The 14,448-nt window shown below is 39.7% G+C and carries 14 protein-coding genes and 2 pseudogenes; 3 read left to right on the forward strand and 13 right to left on the reverse strand.

Going from position 1 to position 14,448, the window contains the following annotated elements; translation table 11 throughout:
* Nucleotides 1-168 precede the first annotated feature (168 nt).
* From E5S68_RS03435 to E5S68_RS03460, 6 genes are all read right to left on the reverse strand, one after another.
* Nucleotides 169-480, reverse strand: coding sequence for a hypothetical protein (locus tag E5S68_RS03435; RefSeq protein ID WP_135782356.1), 312 nt, complete (start codon nt 478-480; stop codon nt 169-171).
* 150 nt (nt 481-630) lie between these two features.
* The gene (locus tag E5S68_RS03440; protein ID WP_135782357.1) at nt 631-1,491 is read right to left on the reverse strand and encodes a MerR family transcriptional regulator; all 861 of its coding nucleotides are present in this window, start codon (nt 1,489-1,491) and stop codon (nt 631-633) included.
* 214 nt (nt 1,492-1,705) lie between these two features.
* Nucleotides 1,706-2,149 carry an 8-oxo-dGTP diphosphatase gene (locus E5S68_RS03445; protein ID WP_135782358.1) on the reverse strand — a complete coding sequence of 148 codons (444 nt, stop codon included), beginning with the start codon at nt 2,147-2,149 and terminating at the stop codon, nt 1,706-1,708.
* A 59-nt stretch (nt 2,150-2,208) separates the two neighbouring features.
* On the reverse strand, nt 2,209-2,748 hold the full coding sequence (locus E5S68_RS03450) for an RDD family protein (RefSeq protein ID WP_135782359.1): 540 nt from the start codon (nt 2,746-2,748) through the stop codon (nt 2,209-2,211).
* An 86-nt stretch (nt 2,749-2,834) separates the two neighbouring features.
* Nucleotides 2,835-4,583, reverse strand: coding sequence for a glycoside hydrolase family 13 protein (locus tag E5S68_RS03455; RefSeq protein WP_135782360.1), 1,749 nt, complete (start codon nt 4,581-4,583; stop codon nt 2,835-2,837).
* A gap of 202 nt (nt 4,584-4,785) precedes the next feature.
* Nucleotides 4,786-5,805 carry a DNA/RNA non-specific endonuclease gene (locus tag E5S68_RS03460; protein WP_135782361.1) on the reverse strand — a complete coding sequence of 340 codons (1,020 nt, stop codon included), beginning with the start codon at nt 5,803-5,805 and terminating at the stop codon, nt 4,786-4,788.
* Between the two features lie 129 nt (nt 5,806-5,934).
* Here E5S68_RS03460 and E5S68_RS03465 point away from each other — a divergent pair, with 129 nt between their 5' ends.
* From E5S68_RS03465 to E5S68_RS03475, 3 genes are read left to right on the forward strand one after another with little or no spacing between them, the layout of a single operon-like run.
* Nucleotides 5,935-6,738 carry a MerR family transcriptional regulator gene (locus E5S68_RS03465; protein WP_135782362.1) on the forward strand — a complete coding sequence of 268 codons (804 nt, stop codon included), beginning with the start codon at nt 5,935-5,937 and terminating at the stop codon, nt 6,736-6,738.
* The gene (locus E5S68_RS03470; RefSeq protein ID WP_135782363.1) at nt 6,735-7,550 is read left to right on the forward strand and encodes an ABC transporter ATP-binding protein; all 816 of its coding nucleotides are present in this window, start codon (nt 6,735-6,737) and stop codon (nt 7,548-7,550) included. The genes E5S68_RS03465 and E5S68_RS03470 overlap by 4 nt, the downstream gene beginning before the upstream one ends.
* The gene (locus E5S68_RS03475; RefSeq protein ID WP_135782364.1) at nt 7,547-8,263 is read left to right on the forward strand and encodes an ABC transporter permease; all 717 of its coding nucleotides are present in this window, start codon (nt 7,547-7,549) and stop codon (nt 8,261-8,263) included. Before E5S68_RS03470 ends, E5S68_RS03475 begins: the two co-directional genes overlap by 4 nt.
* Before the next feature lie 105 nt (nt 8,264-8,368).
* Here E5S68_RS03475 and E5S68_RS03480 read toward each other — a convergent pair whose 3' ends face one another.
* The 7 genes and pseudogenes from E5S68_RS03480 to aguB form a co-directional block, all read right to left on the reverse strand.
* Complete coding sequence (locus tag E5S68_RS03480) at nt 8,369-9,223, reverse strand: ADP-ribosylglycohydrolase family protein (protein ID WP_135782365.1); 855 nt, start codon at nt 9,221-9,223, stop codon at nt 8,369-8,371.
* Nucleotides 9,224-9,234: 11 nt separating this feature from the next.
* Nucleotides 9,235-10,041: an alpha/beta fold hydrolase gene (locus E5S68_RS03485; RefSeq protein ID WP_135782366.1), complete on the reverse strand. Its 807-nt coding sequence runs from the start codon at nt 10,039-10,041 to the stop codon at nt 9,235-9,237.
* Between the two features lie 165 nt (nt 10,042-10,206).
* On the reverse strand, nt 10,207-11,280 hold the full coding sequence (locus E5S68_RS03490) for a DUF8617 domain-containing protein (protein ID WP_135782367.1): 1,074 nt from the start codon (nt 11,278-11,280) through the stop codon (nt 10,207-10,209).
* A 223-nt stretch (nt 11,281-11,503) separates the two neighbouring features.
* Nucleotides 11,504-11,641, reverse strand: a pseudogene (locus E5S68_RS10665) (GNAT family N-acetyltransferase); the annotation flags it as partial.
* Nucleotides 11,642-11,767: 126 nt separating this feature from the next.
* Nucleotides 11,768-12,109, reverse strand: coding sequence for an NAD(P)H-binding protein (locus E5S68_RS03500; protein ID WP_135782368.1), 342 nt, complete (start codon nt 12,107-12,109; stop codon nt 11,768-11,770).
* A gap of 76 nt (nt 12,110-12,185) precedes the next feature.
* Nucleotides 12,186-13,496 (reverse strand): annotated as a pseudogene (locus E5S68_RS03505) (IS1182 family transposase); the annotation flags it as partial.
* A 72-nt stretch (nt 13,497-13,568) separates the two neighbouring features.
* Nucleotides 13,569-14,444: an N-carbamoylputrescine amidase gene (gene aguB / locus E5S68_RS03510; RefSeq protein ID WP_006596123.1), complete on the reverse strand. Its 876-nt coding sequence runs from the start codon at nt 14,442-14,444 to the stop codon at nt 13,569-13,571.
* Between the last annotated feature and the right edge of the window lie 4 nt (nt 14,445-14,448).

The following is a 14,448-nucleotide window of genomic DNA, read 5'->3' on the forward strand; positions in this document are numbered from 1 at the left end:
CTTAAATACTCTACAGCATATGAAACGGAGCTTACTAGACATTGCGGATGGATACCTAGTCTCCTTCTCTTATATTATAGTTTAAATTCAATTCAAGTCCAACTATTTTTAACAAAATAACAATAAAAAGAGCTGGCAGACTATCCAGCTCTCAATGAATAATGAATCCTATTTAATCTTGTGTTTGTTCATCTTTTCTTCAAAGATTTCTGTCATGATGACACGCAATTCTTCCCGTTCTTTTTCAGGAAGGTCTCCTTGACGCTTGGCCACGGCATAGAGTTCAGGATAGCGCATAGCCACACGTTCAATCGTCTTTGTTGTTGCATGCCCTCTGACAAAGAAAGGAATACGCTTGATCCATTCCTGCGGGACAAGAGCGAGCAACTTCTTCGCCGCTTCTTTATCAGAAATCTCAGCTGTACTCAATCCTTGCTTGATTTGTTCTTTTTCTTTTTCTGTAAAATCTTTTAATTCCATAGTAAATTCCTCATTTGTTTATCTAAGGACATATTATACACCTATGTAGGGGAAAGTACAATTAAAGGAACTGAAAAATAGAACATGGGTAAGTCATCCCTAACTCTATCTTTTAATCGTTAAATCTTATGAAGTATATTGATTTCAGATTTACTGTGGAGCATCTCCCTTTTGCTTTAAATAATAGTCACTTGCCTCAGTTAGTTTTTTATAATAATGATCGTAACTCTTACTAAATTGTCTAATCAGAGGAATAGCTACTTCATAGTAGTGATGGTTAATCAAAAATGTTTTCAGTTGATCTTGAATATTTTTCAGTGGACTTGTTTTGTAATCATCACTGTTCAAATAGCGATCATAAATAGAAATTGTGTCCTTATTTTCATTATGCCACTTTTCATAACTTTCTATCGCAGCTATCTTAGCTTCATTAACCTCTTTTAAGGTCTTCATATTAAAACTAGAACTCAGTTCATCAACATAATCCTGTTCTTCTCTGCTTAACTCAAAGGTTGGAAGGCTATCTAAATATTGAATATACTTCTTAAATGCTTCTTCTCCATCTTTTGACAAGGGCTCCTGTAAAAAAGGTTGATAGGCAGCAAATAAGCATTGCCCCAAGTATCCTGGAAATGCTCTTTCGAGTCTCTTATAAATGGAGTCCTCAGCTTCGATGACCGCAAGTTTTTCATTGATCAGATCCGTATCTGCACCTTTGATATAGAGATCGAACACTACTTTCCGTTTCTCATCACTTTCTAGTTCTTGCTCTTTTCTTCTGAGAATACTAGATGCAGTAGCCCCATCTGACTTCAGACAGTCCTTTATTTCTGTTATGGTTAGCCCTAATTTTTTAAACAAGGCAATCTTATTCAGAATCTCTACATCCTTTTCCGAATATTCCCTATACCCATTTTCTAGTCTTCGAGGATGAATAAAACCTTTTTCTTCATAGTATTCTAGTGCTTTTCGAGTTAAACCTGTTATTTTTTGAATATCATTTCTTAACATGATCTTGCACCCCCTTTATCTATATGATACTCCTGTCCCCAAGGGACATGTCAACCTTTACCTTATAAACAGAAAACGATCATTTTTCTAATCACTTTCATCTCCTATTATAACAAGGTTCCACGAATAAATCAGTCATAAAAAAAAACAGCTAACCATCCAGTTAACTGCTTAAAAAAATAAATTAAATCTTTAGAAGAGTTAGTATTAAAATTTACTTTAAATCGTATTTCCAATCTTCTCCATCTTGGTAGTAGAAAAATTCAGAAAGGTCTTCTTCAAGGAAAATACGAAGCATATCCTCCATATCTAAGGAGAGGTCTAGTTTTGGAAATTCTTTCAGGTCCTCCCACCAGACTTCCCCCTCTTCAGAGGATATTAATTCTCCGTCAAACTTTTCTGTCTTATAAAAGAGAACTACATAACGAATGCCGTCTTCTACCCAATCTTTCATTCCACAAATCTGGGGAGAAGCTATCCTTAAGCCAGTTTCTTCCTTCACTTCACGGATCACTGCTTCCGTAAATGACTCTCCCACTTCGACATGACCACCAGGAAAGGTTATGCCTGGCCAGTCCTCTTTTTTACGATCCATAACAAGAACTCTATCGCCATCTCTTACCATACAAAGATTCGTAAACTCGACGTTTTCATTCATATAGATACTTCCTAACTATGTGTATTTTTCCATTGAGGACAGAATAGACAATCTGTATCCTAGTCACCTTTTTGCTGAACTTGCGTATGGGCTAGCAGGTCACCTAGATGCCTCTTATCTTTTCTAAACAGCGTCATTGCCAGTAGCAAAACTGCGAGGAGAGTCGCCGAAATAGAGAGGCTAATGGATAACACATCAAACTCACTATAGACACCATGTATCGTGCCCATATGACCGAGTTGCCAAGGCAAAAATTTAATGGTGTTTCTAATCAAGCTAGCTTGCACTGTTTTTTTCTGGTAAACCAATTGAAGTCCAGCTTTCGCCTTCCCAAAACTCCCATTATTTGTATAATCTAAGAATGTAAAAAGTAGAGTGATTGGCAAAACAGAGGTAAAAAACGCAAGACACTGCGACTGAATTTCTGTAAACTCTGGGATACCATTAAAAAAAATAATGTAAAAAAGCATCGAACCTATAAACAGAAGCGCTAAATAAGCTAGTATGAAAAGATAATCAAATAGTAATTCCATCATCCTTTTTTTAAACGAAATAGAATTAATTGCTAACACCTTCATCACCGTCTCCTCCTTTATCATTTGCTACTATTATACTATACTGACAACCATAAACAACCATTTATAAAAAGAAGACTGAAATACCTAAATTCCAGTCTTCTTTCTTACTAATCTTCTCTATATATAACAAAGCCATTTGGTTGGATGATCAATCGACCATCGGATATATTCCCAAGACTGATCAGATCTGCCTGTCCTCTTTCTAAGACAACGTCTTTCTTCGACTGGTTAAAATAGGCTTTGAGCATGTTACCTTCATGCTGCCATTCTACTGCCACCACATCTGGCTCTACTTCTTCCAGACTCACTTTACCATACTGAATCATGCCTGATACTTCTTTTCGGAGCTGGATCAAGTCCTTCATAAAGTTTAGCATGTCATTATCCGCTGCCACGCGCTCCCATGGCATGACACGGCGGCAATCTGGGTCTGGACCACCGATGAGGGCTAGCTCCGTTCCATAATAAATACAAGGCGTTCCTCGTTGCAGATAGAGGAAGGCGAGAGCAGACTTGACAGACTGAAGATCGCCTTTGGCCGTCGTCAGGATGCGCTCTGTATCGTGGGAGTCCAAGAGGTTAAACATAACCTCAGAAATCTGCTGCCTGTAGTACATAGACTGGCTATTGATCTCCCAAATGAAGCGTTGCGTCTCCTTATGCCCCCGCAGGAAATAATCCTTAATACTTTCAGAGAGGGGATAGTTCATAACGGCATGGAACTCATCGCCATTGAGCCAAGGTTGGGACGAATGCCAGATTTCCCCGAGGATATAGAGATCCGGCTTCTTGACCAAGACCGCCTTACGGAAATCCCGCCAGAATTGATGATCAATTTCATTGGCCACATCCAGTCGCCAAGCATCGATATCAAACTCTTCAATCCAATAATTCGCAACCTTCAGGAGATAAGCCTTCACCTCAGGATTAGCCGTATTGAGCTTAGGCATATAGCCTGCAAAGGCAAAAGCATGGTAAGACAAGTCGCGACTATTCCACAGATTTTCTGAGGAGACAGGGAACTCTTTGATATGGAACCAGTCCTTGTAAATCGAATTCTCCCCGTGTTTGACCACATCCTGCCATTGGGGTGAATCATAGCCAATATGGTTAAAGACGGCATCCAGCATGATCTTCATCCCACGCGCATGGGCCTCTCTCACTAACTGGCGGAAGGTGTCCTTACCTCCAAAATGCCGATCAATTTCAAAATAGTCAATGGTATCGTACTTGTGATTGCTCGGCGATTCAAAAATCGGGCAAAGATAGAGCCCTGTAATTCCTAACTCCTGCAAATAATCTAAATGATCAATAATGCCTTGCAAATCACCACCAAAGGAATCCAAGATTTGAGGAGCAATAGAGGCATCCCAAGGACGGACACCTTCTGGTGAAATGGCTGGATTCCCATTAGCAAATCTCTCAGGAAAGATCTGGTACCAAACCGTCTGCGCCACCCAATCCGGAACAGCACACCCATCAATCTCATGGATAAAAGGAAGCTTAAAACCGTTCATGACGAAGTCCAGGCTCTCGTTGGTGTAGGCTGCCACACCTCGGTCCCCGTACAAGATCTTCTCTCCCGCTGTGTCCTCTAATTCAAAGAGGTACTGGATCCGTGCATGACGAACCGATACCGACACTTGCCAATAATCAAAGAGGTCGTCGGTCGTCACCTTGTCCATTTCCTTGGTCGCCTCATAAAGATCCTCTATAAAAATAAAGGGATCCCCATAGTGCAAGACAATCCGTTTGATATCCTCTTTCTTAGTCCGGATGCGAATGTGAAGCTGGCCGTCCTTATATAGATAGGCGTACTCCGATTCAGGCCGATGATAAATAGCTGTTAATTCCATCTGTCTTGTCTCCTACTTTACATTCTTTTCATCATTTAACAGTTTATGCAAACGATTACACAAAATCATTTACTAGTATACAACTTTATAAATAGGTTTGCAAGATTCTGAGAGATCATTTTAGATTACTAGCTTTTTAAGATTGTAATGCAACACAAAAAGCCCAGTAATTGGGCTTTTCAATCAGCAGAATAACTGATCCTCATTCCTTACTTGTATGCCGCTTTCCAAGACTTAGCGCTTGCTCTTCTGACATTTGAACAACCTTAGAAAAATTAGTATTGCGAGGCATATTATCTAGTGAGTACCAATAGACATCCGCACTCCCATTTCTTGCCACATATACTACTGGAGCCAATTGAGGACTAGGTTCTGTAGGCTCTACAGGTTGAACTGGCTGAGCTGGCTCTACTGCTTGACTCGGTTGAGGGGCTTGACTTGGTTGCGTCTCTACAGAAGGACTAGCAGGTTGAGGTTGACTACTTGGCTCTGTCGGCACTAAAGATGGCTTGGCAGTTCCCTTCAGATAGTCAATGGTCGCATTCTTAGAGTAGTTGTCCAAGGTAACGGTGGTAATCCCATAAGCATCTACTGACTCTTTGGGACTACTTAAATTGATTGGTAGAAGGTTGCCATCTCGATCAATTCCTACATATTGCAAGGTCACCTGCCGAGGAATTAATTCATCCCCCGTATAGACTGGTGTCACCTTGTAGTCTAACCAGTAATTTGGGTGGGTGGCTAGCCAGCTATCGAGTCGTTTCTCGTAGTAGAGCATGCCCTCCACATTACTATCCGCTGTTCCTTTATAATTCCCCGTATTGGTCCAGGCAGTTAGAGGAACCAGATTTTTCCCTTCATTGGTCAGACCGCTAAACTGATAGCCGATCAAATGCCCTCTGTGGAACAACCAGGCCTTCTTTCCCTTGTTTCCATAAGCAATCTTATAATTGTGCCAACCAACCGGATTATAGCTGAGCCGTGGTTCTCTTTTTTTCTTTGGCTCATCCTTGTCCTGCAGCTGAATATGAGCGGAGGTCGCCCGACCTAAATGATCAAACTCACCTAGAACGAGCTGCTTGTTACCAGTAAAAGGTAGCAGGTTAAGACTCTGATAGTCGAGTCCAGTTTGCTGGGCTTGAACTCCTTGAACAACGACCAAGGACATAAAAACCGAGACTATCGCAACAATAACATTTTTCAAAAACCGTTTTGTAACCATAATTGAAACTCCCACATTTCTATCTAGTGATATTATAGCAGAAAAATGCAGTTACAAAAGATTTTTTTTTCAAAAACTCTTGTTCATGACCTTACGTAACGATGTATAATAAGTATGAGGAGGTGAGTAATGATGGCTAAATACAGAGCAATTCCGGAAGGATTTATGACGGTTGGGGAACTTGCTAAGAAAATGAACCTTACTGTCCGTACTCTACAATACTATGATAAAGAAGGGGTGCTTTCCCCATCGGCAGAAAGTGAGGGAGGTCGCAGGCTTTATACCGATAAAGACTTAGTGCTACTCCATCAGATATTGTCTTTAAAATCATTAGGTTTTTCTCTCAAGGATATAAAGGGGCGTTTGATCTCTTTGAAAACACCTGATGATGTTGCCAATGCTCTTACAGAGCAAGCAGATACTATTCGTAAAAATATTGAACAACTTAAGGATTCTTTAGTCGCAATAGAGCAGCTAAAGGTAGAAGTTTTACAAATACAGACGGTCAATTTTAAGAAGTATGCAGACATCATCGTCAATCTACAGATGAAGAATGACTCCTACTCTCTCATTAAGCGCTTTGATGATAATACACTCGACCAGATACGCAGTCGATTTGACAAGAAAAGCGGACTTGACTTTATGGACAGATTGAACCGCCTAAGTGATCAAATCGTAGAGCTTCAAAAAGAAAACGTACCAGCTGAAAGCGAACAAAGCCAACAGGTTGTGAAAGAATACTGGGGCTTGATTATGGAGTTTACAAATGGTGATATGAGCATGCTTCCTAAGTTGATGGAAGTTGGTACTATTGACACCGCCTCAAACGCTTGGGAAGAAAAGCAAAAAATCGTCAATGACTATATAGGACCCGCTCTACAAGTCTATTTTTCAAGGCTTGGAACAAATCCCTTTGAGGAGGTGGAACCATGAAAGACGCGATAAAGATTTCTGGATTAAAGAAAAGTTATGGTAGAAAATTGGTTCTTGGAGGCCTCGATTTTCAAATCAAACAAGGAGAAATATTTGCTCTGCTCGGAGTAAACGGAGCTGGTAAAACAACAACGCTTGAATGTATCGAAGGTCTGAGAAAATATGACGAAGGCACTATAGTTGTAAATGGGAAAACCGGAATTCAACTACAGTCCTCCTCTCTACCCGCTCACATCAAACCGATGGAAGCCATAAAACTCTTTGCAAAATGGAATCATACACACATTGATGATGTTATGCTAAAGGCCCTTGGCATAAAAGAAATTGAAGAGTCGCAATACATAGAATTATCCACTGGGCAAAAAAGAAGATTACATCTTGCTCTTGCACTTATCAGTAATCCAGATATTATTTTTCTCGATGAACCGACAGCGGGACTTGATGTTGAAGGACGACTATCTCTCCATGAACAAATCCGAAAGCTCAAATCACAGGAAAAGACAATCGTCTTGGCAAGCCACGATATGGCCGAAGTTGAAACCCTATGTGACCGCATTGCCATTTTGAATAGTGGTAAGATCGTTTTTTGTGGTACTCCTTCAGAACTGACAGAAAAACTTGGAAGAAAATATTTCATCCATTTAAAAACACAGGAAGGGGAGAATACATATGAAACAGATACGATCGAGGATAGCTTAATTTCATTATTGGAAGAATGCAAACAGAAAAATATCCAGATATTGGATATCAAGGTTGATCGTGGCACACTGGAGCAGCATTTCATTGAAATAGCAAGGAGGGGTTTGGAATGACTGGGTTTTTATATAGCCTAACATTACAGTGGAAATTGGACATACGAAGTAAGTCTCTCTTGGTTACTTACTATATTGTACCGCTTATTTTCTTTCTTCTCATGGGTGGTATTTTTACTTCCGTTATGCCTGAAATGGGTAGCACACTTATACAGTCAATGATTGTCATGAGTGTTTCAATGGGAGCCTTTCTCGGTTTACCGCCTTCCTTGATTGAAACATACGGAAGCGACATAAAAAAGATTTATAAAGCAAATGGTGTGCCTATTCATTTAGGATTGGTGACAATGGTTCTCTCTGCCTTTCTTCATTTGATGATGACCTGCATGGTAATCCTACTACTTGCTCCAATTTTATTTAAAGCAAATCTACCAAGTCAATTTCCCTTATTCTTTCTCGCGCTTGCCATCTACATTTTTGTATCGTTGAGTATCGGAAGTATACTGGGCCTTACTGTTAATAATCAAGCAAAGCTGACCATGATAGCACAACTTGTATTTTTGCCTTCAATTATGCTTTCGGGGATTATGTTTCCTAGCAACTTACTACCTGATTTTCTTCAAGCAATCGGGCGTCTTTTCCCCGCTTCTTGGGGATACCGCTTGATGGTCGATTATGGTTTTGGTCTTGAAAACCTTTGGTATCTGATTCTTGTATCTTTTATTGCAGTAATATCATGTATCCTCCTGTTGAATCAGCAAAAATCTAACTAGGTGCCTGAATAAATCCATAGCAACATTAACTTTTAAGCAAAAAGCGACGAGATTGTTTCTTATCTCGTCGCTTTACTATTTTTAGTTGTTTTTATCTAATCTCTGTTATGTTATTGAAACTTCTTGCTCCCATCGGCTAAGCACATCTTTTAAAGGCTCATCTAGATAGGTATAGGCTTTATCCTTAATCCAATCAGGGATACCATAAGCTGCTTCGGCGATACTTCCTGTGATGGCAGCAAGAGTATCACTATCCCCACCAAGAGAAATGGCATTTCGAATAGCATCTTCAAAATCAGTACTTTCAAGAAAAGCAATGATGGCCTGAGGTACCGTATTCTGGCAAGTTTCATTAAAGCGATAAGTAGGACGAATTTCATCTAGTGTTTGAGAAAGATTATATCCATACTCTTGCTCTATGTATTCCTTGATGAGTCTCTTGCACTCTGTAGGGTTATCGTTAATCGGTTTTCCATAGTCGCCACTGTAACCTCCAAAGTAATAACGACACATAAAGATAGCATCAGACGTCGCCATAGCTCCCTTGACTCCCTCTGGATGGTTATGAGTCACCTCTGCAGAAAGTCGTGCAACTGCTCTTCTGGACGGCCAGGCTCCCGTTCGTGCACAGAAACTACAATCCATGGTCCAGGCACATGGAGAAACACGCATTGCTGAGCCATTTCCAAAGCTATTATAAGGTTCTCGATCGTCGCCATCAACCCAATTCCCAAATCTTGCACCGTAACCTGCATCGGGATACATCCTACCATATTTTTTCATGGCATCAATAAAGTCATCCTTCTGACCGCCATTCATAATGGCTTCTGCAACAGCACAGGTCATAACCGTATCATCTGTGAAAAAACAATCCTCACGAAATAATGGAAAGTCTTTCGTTTTAATGTTGTCCCATTCATAAACAGAACCAACAATATCTCCAACTATTGCTCCTAGCATCAGATTCCTCCTTATGATATATCAGATTCATTACACATTTCCAATGAATCACTCTTTAAAAATGGTACCACCAAATCAATCCACTCTTGAGGTAGATAAGCTGACAAATAGCCGTGGTTATAGCCCTTAGCTTCATACAAGATCGTGTTTGGATATAGTTGTTGAAATAATTTTGCCGATGCTTTCACACAGTTCAATTCTTTTTCACCATAGATATACAGAACCTGCGTCTTGCTTGCAGAAATCGTGTCCTTCAGCTTGTAACGCCCCATATAGGTTTTGTAAATAGTCACTAATGTTTTGATAGGCGTCCTTTGCAGATCCCCCAAATAATAAGCTTTTATCTCCTCTGGATAAGCCAGTTTAGGATAGCGTTTGTTCATCATGCTTAACTGGAGTTTACAAGAGAATTTACTGAACATCAGTTTGCCAAATAGGGACACTAGAAAGATGCTGATTTTAGCTAATCTTGGTTGAGGAATACAGAGGCTTCCGTCTATGATAGCCTTCTCAGCTATCTCGCTGTCTAAGTACAAAAGCTCCATAGCAATTTGACCACCAAGTGAAACACCACCGATTGCAAACAATTTCCCACCACAGTTTGCTTTGACATAGTCTAGAATCTCCAAAGCAGAATCTTCAGTAGAAACATAATCAAGTTGATATTCTTCACCGTGGCCATTCAAAGTAGGTAAAATAACACGGTATTCTCCTGACAAGATCCGTGCTTGACGAAGATAGTTCCACCAAGAGCTACCACCACCATGTATGAGCAAGATAGGAGGCAAATTCTTATCACCAAATTCATGGAATTTCATGTTTAAACTCCTTACTGTAGTATTTTCACTAGCTACATCCTTGTTCAATCAGCTCGTACAAGCAATGATACTGCCTCAACATGTGATGCTAGCAAACATCTATATTATCGAACGAAAAGTGACTAGTCTGGCTTTGTTATTATATGATTGAACGAATTTATCACTTTAAGAAATGTAAAAACCTACCGACAAGTCTTCATCAGATTCATGTGGTTTCCAAGCTACATTAAAACCGTATCTATCGCTCCAATCTGGATGCCAGTCGTTATAATATGGGACACGGCTGTATTTGCTAATTGTCACCTCATCCTCCTCTAATGATTCCTGACAGGTAATCCCAAACTGGATACCATCAAGTTCCCAGGAATTTCCCCAAACATATTCATAAGAAATGACATCAACCCAGCGGGAAGCGTCAATCTCAAAGTCGGTACATAACTTCAACGATTGGAAAGTACTATAGTGCATATTGTAAGGTTTGATATGTATAGCGCAGTCAACGTGATACTTTTCATAATTGGTATTCAATAGGACAACCTTCATCGGAATGGGAACGCCATTCAGTTCCAACCACCAGTATCCAAGTTTATTGTGCAAAATATCAAAATATTCGTCTGCTTCTACTGATTTAGAAAAATCATTTATTTGCAAACATCGACCTGACCTTAATAATTCAGCTGCAATCCCCTTTGCTTTCTCTTTATCAAAATCAGAATAACGCTTAATCACACGCTTTAACTTGTCAATTGGATATGAGATGTCTTTTTGCGAAGCCTGATATACCTTCACAACATGAGCAACCTTTTCAACGTTGTTGATTCCAACAGGAACAACCACAAAATGGTCTTCCCTGATTGATTCATCCTCACAAATATAGGTGTACTCCTCGCCAAACTCTGAGAAAGTGACTGATGCAACTCTATAAACTACATCTGATGAATTTGAATCAGTTTCTTGATCAGTTAGCCCCTTCTCTTTACAATCTAAATCTATCCACTTATAGAAAGTATAACAATTTGGATTCTCATCCTCACCGAATACCATCAAGCTATGACAATTTGGACATTGCCAAGCATAGTACGAAGCATCAGTAATATCATAATAATCAATCTTATTATTTTCATCTGCGGTATCCGTTATCTCTTCCCATAACTCATCCGAGAATACCGAAAAAGCATTCGGGTCTGGGGCAGCATGGTCATTCATTGGATATCCGCATTGACAAGTCCACTTACCCATAATATAACTCCTAAAGCTAGTAACAATTCATACCGTTTATCGTTTTAGCCTATTATATCACGAAACAACACAAAAAACTGCAACCTTTCGATTGCAGTCTCTTACAAGTCAACTTCTGTTTCTTCAAGAAAGGTTACAGAAATTTATCCACTTTCTGAAATTGTGATGTTGTCGAGAATTTGGCACATGATAGCGCTTTCAAAACGGCTAATGAATTTGGCCAAACTCCTATCCAGTAACCAATCTCCGCCTCAGTATCCGGAATCCCTTTATCACTTGCAGAGCCGATCATCAATCCGATGCTACCCACTGGCTGCATGTTTTCTTTTAAAACGATGGCGTATGTCTCAGGTGCTGAAAAAACATGCCCACGTAAAGAAGAACCGATAGATAGTTATTCCTAGGCCCTTCACCATATTCCGAATTTTTGCTGTTCGAGAATAATTGATAATTCCCCATTCTATATCGGAATAATAATCTTTAGAGTCTACTCTGCGAGTCCTATATTTTCCTGAATATACGAGTTTGGAGACTTAATAATATTCACAACAAAATCGGCAACACTTTTTCGTGAGACAAACAAGCCTTTAAATGGTTCATCACGGTGTGTAATACTGTAGGCAATTTTGTCAGCATTGATGAGGGAACCTGGGCGAATGATCGTGTAATCAAAGTCTGAAGACTCAATCACTTTTACTAAACGTTGGTGCATTTCAATATATCCTGGATTAAGTTTTTTAAAAGCCGCCAGTGCAATTCGAGAAAATGGCTGTGTTACTTCATTAAGGCTTCCAACACTTGAAATAAAAATAAGTCTCTTTATCTTCATAATTCAATTTCATAATAAAACACACCAAAAGTTAGATTTTTTCTGTCTAACTTTTGGGGTGCAGTTCACCTATCCATTTCGCCAGTTTTTTGATATTTAAACACTCCAAAGTAAGCCCAACCTGATCCTCCATTTTGGACTTTCCTTTCTCTCTAGTGTATCTCAAATTATGGTACTCCTTAGCCCGCTCAATTGTTTCTTTGCGCTTCTTATAGAGCTCTTTCATTTCTCTTTTGTGACGAATCTCCTCACAAAATTCAAGGGCATCTTTCCAGACATGTCTCGTTACTACTTTTTGAAAATTCTTGCTTTGGGTACAAACGGATAATAAAGGACAGGAAACACATACTTTGGGATTACTCTTATACTCACGGTAGCCTTCTCGAGTAGTAGTGCGATAGCTTAATACTTGATTCTCTGGACAGACATAATAGTCATCACTTGCATCATAAACAAAATTACTAGGCCTTAAGTTCCCCTTTACTCCCTTTGGTCGAGTATAAGGGAAGACAGGAATGATATTACGTTCTAACAAATAATGGGCAATAGCTGGGGTCTTGTAACCTGAATCCGCAATAATATAGTGTGGGGAGAATGGCTCTAACTTTGAAAAAAGAGCAGGGAAAGCCTGACTATCATGAACATTTCCTGCTTCAACCGTATAAGCTAAGGCCCATCCATGCTTATCGCAAGCAACTTGAGCAGAATAGGCAAATACTTCCTTGTGTTCGCCCTTATGGAAGCATCCACACTCGGGATCTGTCGTTGAGATTTTCTTTTCCTTAGCCTCACTTTCTTTTGCGGGCTTTAAGGACTTTTTTTCGTGTTTTTTCCGATCTAAATCAATCTCAACTGCCAATTGTTCACTCATAAATTTAGCTTGTTGGTCTACCATTTCCTTACGATACTTGTGACTATTAGCTGCCGCTTTGATATGGGTACCATCCACAAATATTTCAGAAGGATCAATTAAGCCAGCATACAAAGCATGGTTGAGAACTTGGGAAAAAATCTCGGAAATGAGTTCTTTATCTTGAAAACGACGGCTGTAATTCTTTCCATAGGTAGTAAAATGAGGGACCTTATCATCTAAAGTTAGTCCAAGAAACCAGCGATAGGCCACGTTTACTTCAATCTCTTTCATGGTTTGGCGCATGGAACGAATACCATAAAAACATTTGATTAAAGGAATTTTGACTAACATGACGGGATCAAGACTAGGACGACCGTTATTTGGACTATAGGTATCTTCTACCAAGTCATAAATAAAGTCAAAATCAACCTTTGAATCTACTTGTCGAAGAAAGTGATCTTTTGGGACCAATTCGTCTATTGTATAGAAACCATATTGCTTGCGATTATAATCAGGTTTTTCTTAGTGAAACATAGGGAACACCTCACAACTCTTCTTACCTCTATTATACGACTTTCCAAAAAGAAAAGCCTACGATAGGCTTTTTCATCTGACAATATCTTTATACATATCTGGTCTTCTGTCTCTAAAGAGACCCCAATTCAGGCGCTCATTCGCTCCCTTGTCAAGGTCATAAGTAGTTAACAAGATAGCTTCGCCTTGTCGTTCTGCTTGACTTAAAATAGCTCCTGTTTCATCAGTCATAAAGGATGAACCGTAGAAATTAAGACTAGAACTTTGCCCTCCATTTTCCTCACAAGGAGTGACTTCTTCTAAACCATAACGATTGGCTGCAATAACTGGCACAATATTTGCTGCTGCGTGTCCTTGCATGGTACGTTGCCAATGACCACAACTATCTGTATCCAAAATAGGCTCTGAACCAATGGCTGTTGGATAAAAGAGCAATTCTGCGCCATTTAGTGCAAGGCAACGGGCTGTTTCTGGGAACCACTGATCCCAACAAATGCCAATACCAATCTTGGCATAGCGAGTATCCCAGACCTTGAAACCTGTGTTTCCAGGAGTAAAGAAGAATTTTTCTTGATAATAATGGTCATCTGGTATGTGTGTCTTCCGATAAACGCCTAGTACTTCTCCATCTGCATCAATGACAGCAATGGAATTGTATAATACATTACCATCTTTTTCATAGAAACTGATCGGTAAAACGACCTTTAGTTCCTTGGCAATCACTTTAAAATGCTGAATAGCCGTATTTTCTGTCACCGACTGGGCATACTGGTAGTAGTCATACTGACGTTCCTGACAGAAATAGGGACGTTCAAATAATTCAGGCAAGAGAATAATTTGGGCTCCTTTGTCTGCAGCTTGTCGAACTAAGCGTTCAGCTGTTTGGATATTGGTTTCCACATCCTTAGCGCATTGCATCTGAATAGCTGCAACCGTTACATTTCTCATCTTT

This window comes from Streptococcus rubneri (assembly GCF_004785935.1).
Classification (GTDB): Bacteria; Bacillota; Bacilli; order Lactobacillales; family Streptococcaceae; genus Streptococcus; species Streptococcus rubneri.